Here is a 15,779-nt window from a genome sequence, read left to right as displayed (position 1 = left end):
GGGCCCGCTCCATGGGTTGGGAGCGGGCCCCGGCGTCTTGGGGTGCGATCACTCCTCGGTGAAGAGGTCCTCTGCCTTGCCGGCTGTCAGGGAGCGGTCGAACCAGAGCGTGAGGGTGTCGAGGTCGGTGCAGGAGGTGATGCGGTCGCGGGTGGCCTCGGGGATGTCGATGCCTCGCTTCTCCAGCACGCTCAGGACGGACTCGGCTTTGCCTTCAGCCTTGCCTTCAGCCTTGCCTTCAGCTTTGCCTTCAGCCTTGCCCTCCAGATACGTCTCTTCGAAGAGGGTTCCCCTGCCCGGGAAGTAAGTGCCGACCATTTTCTCCAGCTCTCTCCAGGTATCCCGGACCGGAGTGTTCTCCAGCCCGATCTCAAGCCATTCGCACCAGTACTTCGCTGTGGCCTTGTCGAAGGACCGCATTCCGCGAGCCAGCATGTCCAGTATGGCGGCGGCGTTTTCGCTTTCGCTATGCACGATGGCCGAGAGCGTGGCCATGGCCGGTGCCCGGGCCACCATGCCCTCGTCGGTGATCTCCGCGACGTTGTCCGGGCCCAGCACGAAGGGACGCGTGGCCTGGGTCGTCCAGGTGCCCACGCGGCTCTCGAAGGGCCCGGCTGCCCAGGACGCGGTCCGCCGGTTCTTGCAGACCGCGACGAGCAGCACGGGCATTCCGAACTTCGCGTGCAGGTGTGCGACGTAGTACGCCCAACTGGTCCCCTTGCCAGTAGCCCGGTCGGTCTGGGCCTCGATGGCGATCAGAAAGCCGTCCCCCTCCGACGGCTCGATACGCAGCACCGTGTCCACACGGCGCTCCAGCGGCTTGATCTCGGTGGCGTCAGGGGTGAGCGCCTCGATGGTCGCCTTCGCGGGCGGTGGTAGTCCCAGCGCTTCGAAGACGGGAGTGAGAACCTCCGGATGGTCCTGGAAAATCCGGTGGGAGGTCTCATGGGTTGATGTGACCATGTGCGCAAGCTAGGTCCATCGAGAAGCGGCGGATCCGGAAAATGGGCTGAGTTCACTCATTCGAGAGCGGAAGAAACGTTCTGTTCCGCCGCACTCCCGGGCGGGCTAGCGCGCTACGAACTGGGTCAGGATCGCCTGGACCTCGTAGATGTCGACGCCCTTGGTGAAGGTCTTCTGGATCGGGAGTTGGGAGCCGGAGAGCCAGATCTTCAGTTCCGCGTCGAGGTCGAAGGTGCCGGCCGTTTCGACCGCGAAGTGGGTGATGCTGCGGTACGGGACGGAGTGGTACTCGACCTTCTTGCCGGTGATGCCCTGCTTGTCGATCAGGATCAGGCGGCGGTCGGTGAAGAGGATGGTGTCGCGGATGAGGAGGAACGCGGCGTGGACCTGTTCGCCGTGGCCGAGGAGGCGGGCGTAGTCCTGCTGGGCCGAGGCCGGGTCTACGGTGTGCGCGTTGCCGAAGAGTGCCATGGAAACCCCCGTGGTGAGTGGCGGCGGCCGGATGGCCGGGTGCCGTGCTTTGTGCGATCTTCGCAAAGCGCGGGGCCCGGGAGAAGGTGTTCGTTCTCCCGGGCCCCGCGCTGTAGCGAGCGTGTTACGACCGTTACGCCGTCGGCTTCTCCTCCAAGCGCGGGAAGAGGACCGCGCCCTTCGTGACCGTCGCGCCGGCCGTCAGCTTGCCCCACTCGCCGGACTCCTGGACCTTCTGGTCCGCGAGCGCCCCGAGGGAGGCCTCGGCGCCGAGTGAGTCCCAGAGCTTCTGCGACGTCTCCGGCATGACCGGGTTGAGCAGGACCGCGATGGCCCGGAGGGACTCGGCGGCGGTGTAGAGGATGGTGGCCAGGCGGGCCTTGCCCTCGTCAGAGGTGTCCTTCGCGACCTTCCACGGCTCCTGCTCCGTGATGTAGCCGTTGACCTGCTTGACGAAGTCGAAGATCGCCAGGATGCCGCCCTGGAAGTCCAGGTCCTCGCCGATCCGGCGGTCCGCCTCCGTGACGGCCTTCGCGAGGCCCTCGTGGATCGCCTTCTCGGCCTCGCCGTCGGCCGTGGACTCCGGCAGCTCACCGCCGAAGTACTTGCCGACCATCGCCGCGACACGGGACGCCAGGTTGCCGTAGTCGTTCGCCAGCTCGCTGGTGTAGCGGGCGGAGAAGTCCTCCCAGGAGAAGGAGCCGTCCTGGCCGAAGGCGATCGCGCGCAGGAAGTACCAGCGGTACGCGTCCACGCCGAAGTGCGAGGTCAGGTCCTGCGGCTTGATGCCGGTCAGGTTCGACTTCGACATCTTCTCGCCGCCGACCATCAGCCAGCCGTTGGCCGCGATCCTGCCGGGCAGGGGCAGCCCCTGTGCCATCAGCATCGCGGGCCAGATCACCGCGTGGAAGCGGAGGATGTCCTTGCCGACCAGGTGGACGTCGGCCGGGAAGGTCTCCTCGAACTTCGCCTGGTTCTCGTTGTAGCCGACCGCCGTGGCGTAGTTCAGCAGGGCGTCGACCCACACGTAGATCACATGCTTGTCGTCCCACGGGACCGGGACGCCCCAGTCGAACGTGGAACGGGAGATGGAGAGGTCCTGCAGGCCCCGGCGTACGAAGTTCACGACCTCGTTGCGCGCGGACTCCGGCTGGATGAAGCCGGGGTTCGCCTCGTAGTGGGCGAGGAGCTTGTCGCCGTACTCGCTCAGCTTGAAGAAGTAGTTCTCCTCGCTGAGGCTCTCCACGGGCTTCTTGTGGATCGGGCAGAGCTTCTGACCTGCGTATTCGCCCTCGCCGTCGAGGAGCTCGCCGGGGAGCTTGTACTCCTCGCAGCCGACGCAGTACGGGCCCTCGTAGCCGCCCTTGTAGATCTCGTCCTTGTCGTACAGGTCCTGGACGAATTCCTGGACGCGGTCCGTGTGCCGCTTCTGCGTGGTGCGGATGAAGTCGTCGTTCGCGATCTCCAGGTGCTCCCAGAGGGGCTTCCACGCCTCCTCGACCAGCTTGTCCGCCCACTGCTGCGGGCTGACGTCGTTCGCCTCCGCGGTGCGCATGATCTTCTGACCGTGCTCGTCCGTGCCGGTGAGGTACCACACCTTCTCGCCGCGCTGACGGTGCCAGCGGGAGAGCACGTCGCCTGCGACGGTCGTGTAGGCGTGGCCCAGGTGAGGAGCGTCGTTGACGTAGTAAATGGGGGTCGAGACGTAGTACGCCTTCGCCCCCTGCTTCTCGGATCCAGTGGCCGCCATGGTCGAAATCCTACTGGTCCGTCGAAGATCGACTCACACGTGTTTCGGGGGGTGGACAGGGGCGCCGTGCCGTGTCCACCCCCCGGAGGGTGTGTGGTGCTGCCTGTGGGCTTACGGGCGCCAGTTCGCCAGTACGCCCTCGTAGAGCTCCTTGTCCGTGAGCTCGCGGGGGGTTTCGCCGGCGAGGAAGTGGGACGTGTTGGGAGTCTTGAGCTTGCGGAGGTAGTCGAAGGCCTTGTTCTCCGGGTCGCCGAATGCGACGAAGGAGAAGAAGACGGTGGGGTGGGACTCGGCCGCGCCGGTGAGGGCCTGGTTGGCGGGGGTCTTGGCGTCGGGGGCGCCGTCCGTCTGGAAGATCACCAGGGCCGGGGTGTCGGTCGCTGCGTCCTTGCTGTGGGCGCTGTGGTGGGCGAGGACTGCTTCGACCGCGGCGTGGTAGCTGGTGCGGCCCATGCGGCCGAGGCCGGCGTGCAGGGTGTCGATCTTGTTCTCGTGGTCGGTGAGGGTGATCTCGCCGGTTCCGTCGAGTTCGGTGGAGAAGAAGACGACCTGGACCGTGGCCTCGGGGTCGAGGTGGGCGGCGAGGGCGAGGGTCTGTTCCGCGAGGGCCTGGGCGGAGCCGTCCTTGTAGTACGGGCGCATGGAGGCGGAGCGGTCGAGGACGAGGTAGACCTTGGCTCGGGTGCCGGTGAGGTTGTGTTGCTTGAGGGTGGTGGTGGCGGCCTTGTAGGCGGTGGTGAGGCCGGGGGCGCGGGACTTTACGCGGGTGAGGGGGAGGGCGGGGGTTGCGTCGGCGTCCGTTTCGGTGTCGGCCTCGGCCTCGGCTTCGCCTTCGGCCGAGTCGTTCCCACCCGCACCACCCGTGCCGCTTTCGTTGTCGGGTGCGGGTGGCCCCTGTGGGGCGGAGTCGCCGTCGGCGGGTGCGGGTGCGTCGGCCTCCGGCTGTGCGGGCGCCTCGGCTGCCGCCTTCGGCTCAGCCTTCGGCTCAGCCTTCGGCTCCGCCTCGGCCTTCGGCTCCGCTTCCGGCTCCGGCTGGGCCGCGGCGGGCTCGGGCTTGTCCTCTGTCTTCGCGTCGGACACCGCCTCGGGCTCGACGGCGGCCTGGGTGTCGGCGGCGGCCTCAGGCTCTGCGTCGGTAGCGGCCTCGGCCTCCTCGCTTGCCTCAGGCTTCGCTTCCGGAGCCGTCTCGGCAGCGGTCGGCGCTGCGGCTCCCGCCTCATCGGCAGCAGCCTGCTCTTCCGCAACGACCGGCTTCTCGGTGCCCTCGGGCTCCTTCGCGACCGCCGGTTCCTCGACGACTGCCGGCTTCTCGGCCTCCGCCGGTTCCTCGACGACCGCCGGCTTCTCGGCGACCGCCGGCTCTTCCGCAACGACCGGCTTCTCGGTGCCCTCGGGCTCCTCCGCAACCGCCGGCTCCCCGACGACTGCCGGCTCCTCGGCCACGGCCGCCTTCTCGGTGCCCTCGGGCTCCTCGACGACCGCCGGCTTCTCGACGACTGCCGGCTCCTCCGCAACCGCCGGCTCCTCGGCGACCGCCGGTTCCACGACCCCAGCCTTCTCCGCGACCGTCGGCTCCTCGACAACCGCCGTCGGCTTCTCGACAGTCGCCGACGAATCCTCGGCAACCGCAGCCGGCTCCTCGGCAACCGCAGCCGCCTCCGCCTCCTCCGTCTCCGCAGACCGCGTAGGACGAGGTACCGCCGCCACATGGTCGAACGCCGCCGAGACCAGGTCGTGCTCGTCGGGAGACGACGTGCGGGGTTCGGGGACGCTTGCCGTGGGGGAGGGGGTGTGGCGTTCGCCGGAGGCGGTGGGGGGCTCTTGGGCGGGGACCTGGACCTGGGGGGTCGAGGTGTCGTGCGACGGCGTTGCCGTCGGTTCCTCCGTCGTGGTCGGCCGCGCCGCACCCTCCGCCTCGGCGGTCCGTGACTTGCGTGACCGTCCGAACGCGTTCCGCAAGAGAGTGAGAATGCCCATGTGCGCGCAACCCTTCGCGTGAGTTGAAGCCCGTCAATCCCTGGCCAGGACGGACACGTAAGGTTAGCGGCCCTCCTGTGTGATCTTGGGCAGGGTCGGGTGTGCGGGGCCCTCGCTGTCAAGGGGGACATCCGGACTGCCGACATGACGCCCTGCTGAATCGCTGCAACTGCCGTACGGCTGCCGCAGGTTCACCTCGTGTTCATCCAGGCGCCCGGCTCCCGCACATATGTGCTCCTACGGTCACGCTGACACCAAGGGCATCCAAGGAGAGAGCAAAGTGCGAAAGCTGCTGCCGTTGATCGGAACGCCGTCCGGTTCGCACCCTGGCGGCCGGTCCGCCATGACCTGTCGTTTCCGGTGTGGTGACGCCTGCTTCCACGAGGTGCCCAACACCAGCTCCAACGAGTACGTCGGTGATGTGATCGCCGGTGCGATCGGCCGCCGGTCGATGATGCGGGCCGCGGCCGTGGTGACCGTGGCCGCGGCGGGTGCGGGGGCCGTGGGCCTCGGGCAGGCCCAGCCTGCCGGGGCGGCACCGGCCCAGGCACCGGCATCGGCGTCCGCAGCGGACGCCGCCGCGGCCGCCCGGCGTAAACACAAGGGCGCGCGCGGGCTGCGCTTCGCGCCCGTCGCGCCCAACACCACCGACGCCGTGACCGTGCCGGACGGGTACGGGCAGAACGTCGTGATCCGCTGGGGCGAGCCCATCCTGCGCGGGGCGCCCGCCTTCGACCCGGAGAAGCAGACCGCCAAGGCCCAGGCCGGGCAGTTCGGGTACAACTGCGACTTTCTCGCCCTGCTGCCGCTGCCCGGGGAGCGGAACCGGCAGCTTCTCGTCGCCAACCATGAGTACACGGACGAGGTGCTCATGTTCCGCGGGTACGACGCCGCCAACCCCACCCGTGAGCAGGCCGAGATCGCCTGGGCCGCGCACGGGCTGTCCGCCGTTGTCGTGGAGGGGGACCGGAAGACGGGCAAGCTGACCGCTGTCTCGCGGCATCAGCTCAACCGGCGCGTCACCGTCACCACCGAGTTCCGGCTGACCGGGCCCGTCGCCGGGTCGAAGCTCGTGCGGACCTCCGCGGACCCGACCGGCACCAAGGTGTTCGGCACCCTCAACAACTGCTCGGGCGGTGTCACCCCGTGGGGCACGACCCTGCACGGCGAGGAGAACTTCAACCAGTACTTCGGCAATGCCGGCCGGGACACCGACAAGCGGTACGGGATCGGGACCGGGGCCACCGAGCGGAAGTGGGAGCGGTTCGACAAGCGGTTCGATGTCGCCCAGGAGCCCAACGAGGTGCACCGGTTCGGGTACGTCGTCGAGTTCGACCCGTACGACCCCGACTCGACGCCCCGCAAGCACACCGCGCTCGGGCGGTTCAAGCACGAGGCCGCGACCGTGCGGCTCACGCAGGACGGCCGGCCCGTCGTCTACACCGGTGACGACGAGCGGTTCGACTACTTCTACAAGTTCGTCGGCAGCAAGCGGATGCGCCACGGGTCCTCGCGTGCCGTGCGCGAGCACAACCTCTCGCTGCTCGACGAGGGGACGCTGTACGTCGCCAAGCTCACCGGCGACTCCCCCGCCATCGAGATCGACGGCACGGGCAAGCTGCCCGGCGACGGTGAGTTCGACGGGAGCGGGCAGTGGATTCCGCTGGCCACCGCCACCGCGAAGGGTGCCGTCTCGCATGTGGACGGCATGACCGCGGAGGAGGTGTTCGTCTTCACGCGGCTCGCCGGTGACAAGGTGGGCGCCACCAAGATGGACCGGCCCGAGGACATCGAGCCCAACCCGGTGACCGGCAAGGTGTACGTCGCTCTGACGAACAACTCCAACCGCGGTGTCGGCTCCAACGCCAAGGCGGACGAGGCCAACCCGCGCCACGCCAACAAGCACGGGCACGTGCTGGAGCTCACCGAGCGCTGGAACCGGCCGGAGAGCACGAAGTTCGCCTGGTCGCTGTTCCTGGTCGCCGGTGACCCGGACGACCCTGCGACGTACTTCGCCGGGTTCCCGAAGGACGGCGTCAGCTCCATCTCCTGCCCGGACAACGTCGCCTTCGACCCCTACGGCAACCTGTGGCTGTCCACCGACGGCGCCCAGCTCGGCTCGCACGACGGCCTGTTCGGTGTGGCGACCCGGGGTGAGCGGCGAGGTGAGCTCAAGCAGTTCCTGACCGTGCCGAAGGGCGCCGAGACCTGCGGGCCGATCATCCAGGACCGGCGCGTCCTCGTCGCCGTGCAGCACCCGGGCGAGATCGACGGCGCGACCGTGGAGAAGCCGGCCAGCACCTGGCCCGACGGGCCCGGGAAGTATGTCCGGCCCGCGGTCGTGGCCGTGTGGCGCGCGGACGGGTGCGACATCGGCGTCTGAGTCGCCGAAGGTTCGAGAGGTCAGGGGAGGGCCGGGCTCGGCGGTCTGTGCGGTCCGTCGGGTGCCGGCCATTCCCGGGCCGGCCATTCCCGGTATGCCGGTGCCTGTCGCGCCACCTCCCCGTACGCCTCCTCCAGCGCGGGGTAGACGCGGGCCAGGGCCGTCTCCGTACGCGCCGCGACGAGCAGCCGTACGCCGAGAGGGTCGCCCTTGATGCGGCGTACCGCCATGTCGGGGCGGGGGGTGCGGGTCGGCTGGCACACGGTGACCACCTCGCCGGTCGCGACCAGGGCGTCGGCCGTGTGGTAGTCGCCGTGCAGCACGTGAGGGCTGACGTCGGCGGCCCGGAACATCCGCTGGACGGCGTCCCATTCGCCGTCGACCGTAGGGTCGATCATCCAGCGGTCGCCGGCCAGGTCGCTCAGGTCGACCTCGGGGTTTCCGGCCGCCGGATGGTCGACGGGCAGCGACACGCACTGCGGCTCGCGTTCGACCAGGACGCGCTGCCGGAGTTCGGCGGGGATGCGCAGCGGGCAGCCCTCCACCTCGTGCACGAAGGCGACGTCGAGCTGGCCGTCCACGACCATGCGGAGCAGGGCGTTCGCGGAGACGTTCATATGGAGGGTGGGATTCTGGCCGTGGGCGCGCAGGCGGCGCAGCCAGCCCGCCAGGGCCTTGCTCGCCGTCGAGCCGATACGGAGCTCGGTGCCGCCGGCGGCCGCCGCCCTCGCCTCGACCACCAGCAGACGCATCTCGGTCAGCAGCGGACGGGCGCGGCTCAGGACCAGCCGGCCCAGCGGGGTGGGGCGGCAGCCGGTGCGGGCACGCAGGAACAGCGGGCCGCCCAGCTCCTGCTCGATGCGGCGCAGTTGTGTGCTCAACGACGGCTGGGCAACGCCCAGGTGCCGGGCGGCGCGGTGCAGACTGCCGGTGTCGGCGATGGCGCACAGCGCGCGGAGGTGCCTCACCTCGAGCTCCATGCTCCGTGAGGCTAAAGCGGAACCGCGCCTATAACCAGCCACATAATTCACCGCTAAAGCATGTGAATTGGGCAGCCAATAGTACTGTCCTATCCCCGGCTGCCATCATCACAGGCGCCGCACAGGCATCGAGACTCACCGGTGACGACTCACCCCCACCAAGGAGTCTCGATGCGAAAGTCCATGTCAGCGCTGGCGGTTCTCGGTCTCGGCCTTGCGACGGTCGGCTTCGGTACAGCGGTTCCCGCCGCTGCCGCTCCGGCCGCGGCCCCGCACGCCGGGTACGTCGCCAAGTCCGCCGATTCGGATGCCGGCAAGGCCTTCTTCCAGGCCGTCCTGAAGTCCGTCGCCGAGAAGCGTGCCGCCAACCCCAGTGCCACCGCGGCCGTCACCGTCGTCTACGACGCGTCCCGCGCGCCGACGTTCAGCTCCCAGATAGCGCGCAGCACCCAGATATGGAACGGCGCGGTGTCGAACGTGAAGCTCCAGTCGGGCTCCGCGTCGTCCGCCGACTTCAGCTACAGAGAGGGGAACGACTCCCGAGGCTCGTACGCCTCGACCGACGGGCACGGCAACGGCTACATCTTCCTCGACTACCGGCAGAACCAGCAGTACGACTCCACGCGGGTCACCGCGCACGAGACCGGCCACGTCCTCGGTCTGCCCGACCACTACTCGGGTCCGTGCAGCGAGCTGATGTCCGGTGGCGGGCCCGGCACGTCCTGCACCAACGCCAACCCGGACGCCAACGAGCGGGCCCGGGTGAACCAGCTGTGGGCCAACGGCCTCGCGGCGGCGATGGACAAGGCCCTGGAGAAGTCCGGCCGTTAGGACTGGCTCCCAGGGCGCTGATGCAGCGTCAGTTCAGTGATCACCGACCGGTGGTCCGTGTCGGCCAACTTCAGCACACGGGTGTCGCGGGCCGCGAAGTCCCGCGACACCAGCACATGGTCGATCTGGGCGCCGAGCGTCGGCGCGGTCAGGGCCGGCCAGGTGGCCGTGCGGTCGGCGCCGTCCAGGCGGGAGGCGTCGCGCAGGCCGGTGTCGAGGATGCGGCGGAAGGCGGCGTGGTCCTGGGAGGCGTTGAAGTCGCCGGCCAGGACGAGCGGGTCAGCGCGGTCCGTGGCGGCCGCGGCGCGCAGGGCCCCGAGCTCCCGTTTCCAGAGGTCCACCTGCCCGGGCAGCGGGGGCATCGGGTGGGCGAGCTGGAGCCGTACGGCGTGCCCGTCCACGTCGGCGACCGCCCCGGGCATGCCCATGGTGCCGGGGACGCCGTCGGTGCGCCGGAGCGGGAAGCGGCTGAGGATGACGGAGCCCTCGGAGCCGCCGCCCTCGACGGCACTGCGGTGCGGGAAGTCCTGCGAGAGGTCCTTCTTCAGCCGGGCGTCACAGTCGTAGTCGCACTCCTGCACGAAGACGATGTCCGGTTTCTCGCGGCGGACGGCGGCGACCAGGGAGCCGGTGCCCTGCCCGAACTCGACGTTCGAGGTCAGCACGCGCAGGTCGGCGACCGGGCGGCCCGCCGGGTCGTCGACCTTGCCGTACGGCTCGATGAACCAGGCCAGCAGGCCGAGCACGGCGACTCCCCAGACGGTTCCCAGCCACCAGCGGGAGCGCAGGGTGAGCAGCAGCGCCAGGCCGGTGGGCGCGAGCAGCCAGGGGAGGAAGGCGAGGAGCTGCGGGACGGGTGTGCCGCCGTCGCTGTCGGCGGTCCGGAAGCCGACGACCACGCTCACTCCCGCGAGCAGCAGCCCGGCGAACCAGGCGCCGCACCCCCGTCCGGGCGGGCGGTCCTCCGGCCCGTCGTCCGTGGCGGTCCACTCGGCAGCGGCGGTGTTCACAGGCCGGCCTTCCGTTCGCGGGGTGGTTCGCCCGCATCCTCCCTCAAAGACGGGGTGGCGCGGAGGAAGGTTGCCGGGCGTCGACCCGGGCCAGGAATTCCCCCAGCGCCCGGTCGAACACGTCCGGGCGTTCCAGGTTCGGCATGTGGGCCGCGCCGTCGACGATGTGCAGCGCCGAGTCCGGGAGGGCCATGTGCATGGCCAGGGCGTCGGAGACCGGTGTGAAGGAGTCGTCCGCTCCCACGACGACCAGGGCCGGGACGGAGACACGGGGCAGCAGGTCGTCGTAGCCGGGGCGCCGGGCGCGGGCGCGCAGGGCGGCTGCGGCGCCCTCGGGGGCGGTGGCGGTCATCATGCGGTGGACGTGGGCCTTGACCCCGTCGGGGGCGTACGGGGCGACCATCCGCTCCAGGACCTCGTCGGCGTAGCCGCGCATGCCCTCCGCCAGGAGACGGTCCGCCATGGCGTCACGGGTGCGGACGCCCTCCGGGGTCTCCGCCGACGGGAAGGTGTCCGCGAGGACCAGTCCGCTGACCCGCTCGGGGAACAGGCGGTAGCAGTCCATCGCGATCTGGCCGCCCATCGACAGGCCCGCCAGGACGAACGACTCCACCTTCAGCTCGTCCAGCAGGGCCTCGATGTCCCGGGCGAATCCGGAGAAGTCCGTGAGGGCGGGAGTGACCGGAGAGGCGCCGTAGCCGCGCAGGTCGGGGGCGATGACCCGGCGGTCCACCGAGAACGTCTCGAGCTGCGGGGCCCACATCGTGCGGTCGAAGGGGTGGCCGTGGACGAGAACCAGGGGAACCTTGGGGACAAGCGGCTGCCGGGAGGAGTCGGGGCCTTTGTCCTCGTATGCGAGGAAGGGTGCCATGAGGACGACCCTAGGCCGCCCAACTACTCGGTGCAATAAGATCTTTGCTCTCGGTGCAATCCAAGGGGGAGGCCGACCGATGGGTGACTACCGGCGTATCGCCGACAGGATCGCCGACGACATCGCCACCGGACGGCTCCGGCCCGGTCAACGGCTGCCGCCGCAGCGGGCGTTCGCGCGGCGCCGCGGGATCGCGCCGTCGACGGCCGGCCGGGTGTACAGCGAACTCGTCCGGCGCGGGCTGGTCGTCGGCGAGGTGGGGCGCGGCACCTTCGTACGCGCCGGCCCGACCCTCCCGGCGGGGCAGGCGCTCACCGAGCCCGGCGCGGCCGACGCCCCCGTCAACCTGGAGCTCAGCTACCCCAGCGCGCCCGGCCAGCCGGAGCTGCTCGCTCCCGTCCTCGAGCCGCTGCTGCGCCCCGACGTGCTGGCAGAGGCCCTGCTTCCGGCCGCCGCCACCGGCACCCCGCGAGCGCGTGAGGCCGCGGCCGCCCTCCTCGCCACGCCCGGCTGGCGCCCCGCCCCGGACCGGCTGCTGTTCGCCGGCAACGCCCGCCAGGCCATCGCCGCCGTCCTGGCCTCCCTGGTCCGGCCCGGCGGCCGGGTCGGTGTGGAGCAGCTGACGTATCCGCTGGTCAAGGAGATCGCGGCCCGGCTGGGCATCACGCTGGTGCCGCTGGCCGGTGACCCGGCCGGGCTGCTCCCGGAGGCCGTCGCGGCCGCGCACCGCACGGCACCCCTGTCCGCCCTCTATGTGCAGCCGACGCTGCACAATCCGACGTCCCAGACGACGAGCCGGACACGGCGGCTGCAACTCGCCCAGCTGATCCACCACTTGAACCTCCCGATCGTGGAGGACCGCATCTGGTCCTTCCTGCACGGGTCGGGTGAGCGGCACGGGGCAGGGGACCCCCTCGCCGCCCATGCCCCGGCCCTCGCCCATGTCGTCGACGGGCTCTCCAAGCGGGTCGCCCCCGGGCTCACCGTCGGGTTCCTCGTCGTGCCCCCGCAGCGGGTCGGTGCCGTGGCCGAGGCCGTGCGGTCGGGCGGCTGGAGCGCGGGGCGGTTCGCGCTGGAGGCGGCGGTGCGCTGGGCCGCGGAGGGGACGGTGGCGCGGCTGGTGGAGGCCAAGCGGGCGGACGCGGCGCGGCGGCAGCGGATCCTCGCCGAGGAACTCGCCGGCTTCGCCGTACGGTCCGACCCGCGCGCCTACTTCGCCTGGTGGGAGCTGCCCGCGCCGTGGCGCGCCGACACCTTCACGGCCGCCGCCGCGGCGCACGGCATCGCCGTCACGCCCGGCCCCGCCTTCGCCGTCGCCCCCGGCCACACGCCCGACGCCGTCAGGCTCGGGCTCGCGTCGGTTCCGGAGGGGGATCTGCGGCGGGCGCTGCGGACCCTCGCCCGCGTCGCCGCGCGGCGAGGCACCGGCCTGTGAGCCACGATCCGAGCGCCACGGTGAGGCCGAGGACGAACAGCAGCCAGGACACGGTGCGCAGGGTGGTCGTGAGGGCGTCGTAGACCGCGCCCGCCGCCGGGCGCTGGAGCGCGTCGGGCAGGTCGGCGAGGGTGAGGCGGCGGCCGATCGCCACGGCGAGGACCAGCAGCCCGCCGCCGAGCGCCGTGCCGAGGCCGAGGGCGGTGACCGCACGGCGGCGGTACGCGGCGACGGCGATCCCGGCGACGGCCAGGACGGCTGCGGTGAGCGGCAGCCAGAAGGCGGCGGTGTCCAGCACGTCGTATCCCCTGCGCAGTCGGTCCACGTCCCCGGCCGGGAGCACCGGGACCCGGGCGTGTGTGACCGGGATGCGGTGGGCGAACGACACGTGGTCGTCGGCGAGTTGGCGTTTGACCCGGGCGACGACCGGGGCGAGGTCGACGGTGACGGCGGCCGCGTGCGCCCCGTCGTCGCGCAGGGCGTCCACCACGGCGGCGTGGAGGGCCTCGTTCGCCGCGTCCCAGGCGGCGCGGAACGCCTCGGTACGGGTGAAGGAACGCGCCGCGTCGTGCACGAAGGGCCCGACCGCGCCGCGCAGGGAGCCGGTGTCGAGCTCGTGCCCGGCCTCCCGCATGATGCCGTCCCCGACGGCGTCCGCGACCGCGCGCTGCACATCCGGGTCGGCGGCGAGCGGCGCCATCGTACGGACGTAGCGGCCGGTGTCGGTCAGCCCGTGCGCCGCCCAGGACGCGAGCGCCCCGAACGGCACGAGCAGGCACGCGAGGGCCAGCAGAACGGCCGACAGGGCGTTCCGCAGTCGTGGGGGCGCCTGCTCGGGTACGGGCGCCCGGTAGCGCTCGGGCACCCTCCCAGGCAAGCCGTCACGGGCCCGCCGCGCGCGCGATGTGACTGCAATCGGCCGCACATGTCAAGCCGAACGGGCGCACCCACGGGACGACCGGACCCGGTCAGCCGATGCGGCGGCCCGTGGCGTCCTCGTGCGTGTAGTAGCGGTAGAACATGGTCAGGAGGACGCCCGCCCCGACCGCCATGCCCAGCCACATGGACCACAGCACGGACACGCCGGACTGGCTGATGAGGAAGCCGGTCGCGCAGCCCGTGAAGGCGAACCAGAGCGCCGCGTGCAGTTCGCGTCGCAGCATCGGGCCGAGTTGCCACACGGCGGCGAACAGCACGGCGAACACGAGCGCGGTGACGAAGCCGAACAGCAGGTTCCAGCCCGTGATGGGCCCGCCGTCGCGCCGGTTGGCCGCGGCCCAGTAGCCGTAGACGAGACCGAGGACGACGGGCACCGCGACCTTCGCCATAGCGTGGGCGCGCGGGCTGAAGACATCGGGTGTCCGGCGCCTCAGGGCCACCTCGCGTGAGGCGGGTGCCGCATGAGCCATGAGAGTGCTCCTCTCTCCCTGCCCCTGCCTACCAGGGCACACCTGCGGGGGGCCGCTGGCAAGTCGGGGGGCGAACCACCCGAAGGCGGACGTTTGCGGTCCTGATCGCCCCCTTTGCAGCCGCAGAGGTTACGGTGCTGCCGTACGTGATCGACCGGGGGAGGGGAAGAGATGCCCGGAACCGTGCTGCTGCTGGCGGCCTCGCCGCTGGGCAAGGGGCGCCTGGTGGACGCCGCCTCCGTGCTCCCCGTCCTGGCCGCCGTGCCGCCCGCCGTGCTGTCCGGCACGGACACCGCGAACGTCGTCGAACTCGCCGACCCGCTGGAGCCGCAGGCCGTCCTCACCCGGCTCCGCGCCGCCGCCACGGCCCCCGGCCCGCTCACCGTGTACGTCACCGGACAGCTCCAGCTCGACCGCAAACAGCGCCTGCCGCATCTCGCGCTGGCCCGCACCACCGCCCCGACCCTGCGCTACACGGCCTTCCCCTGGCACTGGTTCCGGGAGGAGCTGCGGCTCAGACCCGCCGGGGCGACCACGCTCGTGCTCGACCTGCACGCGGACGCCGAGACCTGGGAGCTGCTGCGGAGCACCCCCCTGGACGCGGGCCGCGCCACCGCCGTCCACGGGCGCATCGCACCACCGCCGTCCCGTCGCTCGGTCGCGGCACCGGCGTACATGAAGGCCGTGGCGACGATCCTGCGCAGCGGGTTCCGCCCGCCGCCGGAGCAGTTGCACCAGCAGGCGCTGGCCCGGATCGCGCAGGAGAGCGCCGGCCGGGACATCGTGATCAGCGCACAGGGGCCGGTGAGCAGCGGCGACCCGCACACCGCCATCACCACCGCCGTCCAGGCCGGCCGGCACCAGGACGCCGACGCGCTCGCCGCCCGGCACGAGCAGGCCGCCGTGGCCGCGCACGGACCCGCCTCCGAAGAGGCCCTGCACTGGGCCGAGGTCCGGGCCGACCTGGCGATGTTCGCCGGGGACGCGGCCCGCAGCTGCCGCACCTGGCTGGCGGTGGCCACCGCCCGGCTGAACGCCGGGCAGGCGGTGGACGCGCCCGCCGTCGAGTCGGCCGTCGACCGGGCCCACCACCAGTGGGGCCAGATATCCGACTCCGCGCAGGCGCGTGACCTGGGGGCCGGGCTCGCCGCGTTGCGGGGGCGGGTGCCCGGGCGGCGCGAGGGGGCGCTCGATCACGTCCAGCGGCAACTGCGCCAGCTCCAGACCCAGGGCTGAGCACCCGTGCGCCGGGTGTGCGTGGCGTGAAAAGGGCGTGCGATCGCAGGTGCGGTTCGCGTCAAAGGTCTGCCCGCGGGGCCTGACCCGGTGTCATGATGTCGGGTATGACAGAGGGGGACGAAGTGGCTGTCTTAGGCGTACGCGTCCGGCTGGGTGACGGCGCGACCGTGGACGATGTCAGAGCCCTGCGGGCGTGGCTGGAACGGGACGAGCCGCTGGAGCAGTTGCTCTCCGCCGGGCAGCTGCGGATCGAGGAACGGACCAGCACGGACGCGCCCAAGGGGCGTCTGGGGCCGGACATGGAGCTGGTCCTCCAACTGCTCGGTGACCTGGCGACGGTCGTCGCGCTGACCGAGTACACCAACCGCGCGGTGAAGACCTGGAAGAACAACCGCCGCAGGCTCCAGGGCGGCGAACCCGATTCGGAGATCCGTCCGCTGGGCTCCGACGGCGAGTAGCC

14 protein-coding genes are annotated in these 15,779 nt (G+C 71.3%); 5 read left to right on the top strand and 9 right to left on the bottom strand.

The features are described 5' to 3' along the window. Positions 1 to 48 precede the first annotated feature (48 nt). The 4 genes from ACFT32_RS22460 to ACFT32_RS22445 all read right to left on the bottom strand — a co-directional run bounded on the left by ACFT32_RS22460 (position 49) and on the right by ACFT32_RS22445 (position 5,161). Positions 49 to 963, bottom strand: coding sequence for a hypothetical protein (locus tag ACFT32_RS22460; protein ID WP_382491933.1), 915 nt, complete (start codon positions 961 to 963; stop codon positions 49 to 51). Between the two features lie 105 nt (positions 964 to 1,068). Further along, on the bottom strand, positions 1,069 to 1,434 hold the full coding sequence (locus tag ACFT32_RS22455; protein WP_382491931.1) for a PH domain-containing protein: 366 nt from the start codon (positions 1,432 to 1,434) through the stop codon (positions 1,069 to 1,071). A 133-nt stretch (positions 1,435 to 1,567) separates the two neighbouring features. Beyond that, positions 1,568 to 3,184, bottom strand: coding sequence for a methionine--tRNA ligase (metG, locus tag ACFT32_RS22450; protein WP_382491928.1), 1,617 nt, complete (start codon positions 3,182 to 3,184; stop codon positions 1,568 to 1,570). Positions 3,185 to 3,295: 111 nt separating this feature from the next. Beyond that, positions 3,296 to 5,161, bottom strand: coding sequence for a VWA domain-containing protein (locus ACFT32_RS22445; protein WP_382491926.1), 1,866 nt, complete (start codon positions 5,159 to 5,161; stop codon positions 3,296 to 3,298). Between the two features lie 280 nt (positions 5,162 to 5,441). Here ACFT32_RS22445 and ACFT32_RS22440 point away from each other — a divergent pair, with 280 nt between their 5' ends. After that, on the top strand, positions 5,442 to 7,544 hold the full coding sequence (locus tag ACFT32_RS22440) for a PhoX family protein (protein ID WP_382491924.1): 2,103 nt from the start codon (positions 5,442 to 5,444) through the stop codon (positions 7,542 to 7,544). Between the two features lie 20 nt (positions 7,545 to 7,564). Here ACFT32_RS22440 and ACFT32_RS22435 read toward each other — a convergent pair whose 3' ends face one another. Beyond that, positions 7,565 to 8,524 carry a LysR family transcriptional regulator gene (locus ACFT32_RS22435; protein WP_382491922.1) on the bottom strand — a complete coding sequence of 320 codons (960 nt, stop codon included), beginning with the start codon at positions 8,522 to 8,524 and terminating at the stop codon, positions 7,565 to 7,567. A 171-nt stretch (positions 8,525 to 8,695) separates the two neighbouring features. Between ACFT32_RS22435 and snpA the strand changes: the two genes are divergently transcribed. Next, positions 8,696 to 9,355, top strand: a complete 660-nt coding sequence (snpA, locus tag ACFT32_RS22430; RefSeq protein WP_382491920.1) for a snapalysin — start codon at positions 8,696 to 8,698, stop codon at positions 9,353 to 9,355. Here snpA and ACFT32_RS22425 read toward each other — a convergent pair. Next, complete coding sequence (locus ACFT32_RS22425; RefSeq protein ID WP_382491917.1) at positions 9,352 to 10,365, bottom strand: endonuclease/exonuclease/phosphatase family protein; 1,014 nt, start codon at positions 10,363 to 10,365, stop codon at positions 9,352 to 9,354. The two genes, snpA and ACFT32_RS22425, sit on opposite strands and share 4 nt — an antisense overlap. Before the next feature lie 43 nt (positions 10,366 to 10,408). Continuing rightward, positions 10,409 to 11,236 (bottom strand): alpha/beta fold hydrolase, encoded by an 828-nt coding sequence (locus ACFT32_RS22420; protein WP_382491914.1) that lies wholly within the window; start codon positions 11,234 to 11,236, stop codon positions 10,409 to 10,411. Between the two features lie 79 nt (positions 11,237 to 11,315). Here ACFT32_RS22420 and ACFT32_RS22415 point away from each other — a divergent pair, with 79 nt between their 5' ends. After that, complete coding sequence (locus ACFT32_RS22415; protein WP_382491912.1) at positions 11,316 to 12,671, top strand: PLP-dependent aminotransferase family protein; 1,356 nt, start codon at positions 11,316 to 11,318, stop codon at positions 12,669 to 12,671. On the opposite strand, the gene ACFT32_RS22410 is transcribed toward ACFT32_RS22415, so the two are convergent. Further along, positions 12,577 to 13,536, bottom strand: coding sequence for a hypothetical protein (locus ACFT32_RS22410; RefSeq protein WP_382491909.1), 960 nt, complete (start codon positions 13,534 to 13,536; stop codon positions 12,577 to 12,579). The genes ACFT32_RS22415 and ACFT32_RS22410 overlap by 95 nt on opposite strands. 103 nt (positions 13,537 to 13,639) lie before the next feature. Beyond that, positions 13,640 to 14,080, bottom strand: coding sequence for a hypothetical protein (locus tag ACFT32_RS22405; protein WP_382491906.1), 441 nt, complete (start codon positions 14,078 to 14,080; stop codon positions 13,640 to 13,642). Positions 14,081 to 14,251: 171 nt separating this feature from the next. Here ACFT32_RS22405 and ACFT32_RS22400 point away from each other — a divergent pair, with 171 nt between their 5' ends. Both ACFT32_RS22400 and ACFT32_RS22395 read left to right on the top strand, forming a co-directional pair. Further along, positions 14,252 to 15,316 (top strand): hypothetical protein, encoded by a 1,065-nt coding sequence (locus ACFT32_RS22400; RefSeq protein WP_382491903.1) that lies wholly within the window; start codon positions 14,252 to 14,254, stop codon positions 15,314 to 15,316. A gap of 125 nt (positions 15,317 to 15,441) precedes the next feature. Beyond that, positions 15,442 to 15,777: a hypothetical protein gene (locus ACFT32_RS22395; RefSeq protein WP_382491900.1), complete on the top strand. Its 336-nt coding sequence runs from the start codon at positions 15,442 to 15,444 to the stop codon at positions 15,775 to 15,777. Positions 15,778 to 15,779 lie beyond the last annotated feature (2 nt).

This window comes from Streptomyces sp. NPDC057002, from assembly GCF_042673825.1.
GTDB lineage: Bacteria > Actinomycetota > Actinomycetes > Streptomycetales > Streptomycetaceae > Streptomyces.
Note: the sequence above shows the minus strand (reverse complement) of the source record. Positions and strands in the feature narration are given on the sequence as shown.

Bases quoted from the DNA above. Each gene is read 5' to 3' on its own strand.
- ACFT32_RS22460 (WP_382491933.1), bottom strand. From the start codon at position 963: ATGGTCACATCAACCCATGAGACCTCCCACCGGATTTTCCAGGACCAT.
- ACFT32_RS22455 (WP_382491931.1), bottom strand. From the start codon at position 1,434: ATGGCACTCTTCGGCAACGCGCACACCGTAGACCCGGCCTCGGCCCAG.
- metG (WP_382491928.1), bottom strand. From the start codon at position 3,184: ATGGCGGCCACTGGATCCGAGAAGCAGGGGGCGAAGGCGTACTACGTC.
- ACFT32_RS22445 (WP_382491926.1), bottom strand. From the start codon at position 5,161: ATGGGCATTCTCACTCTCTTGCGGAACGCGTTCGGACGGTCACGCAAG.
- ACFT32_RS22435 (WP_382491922.1), bottom strand. From the start codon at position 8,524: ATGGAGCTCGAGGTGAGGCACCTCCGCGCGCTGTGCGCCATCGCCGAC.
- snpA (WP_382491920.1), top strand. From the start codon at position 8,696: ATGCGAAAGTCCATGTCAGCGCTGGCGGTTCTCGGTCTCGGCCTTGCG.
- ACFT32_RS22420 (WP_382491914.1), bottom strand. From the start codon at position 11,236: ATGGCACCCTTCCTCGCATACGAGGACAAAGGCCCCGACTCCTCCCGG.
- ACFT32_RS22415 (WP_382491912.1), top strand. From the start codon at position 11,316: ATGGGTGACTACCGGCGTATCGCCGACAGGATCGCCGACGACATCGCC.
- ACFT32_RS22405 (WP_382491906.1), bottom strand. From the start codon at position 14,080: ATGGCTCATGCGGCACCCGCCTCACGCGAGGTGGCCCTGAGGCGCCGG.
- ACFT32_RS22400 (WP_382491903.1), top strand. From the start codon at position 14,252: ATGCCCGGAACCGTGCTGCTGCTGGCGGCCTCGCCGCTGGGCAAGGGG.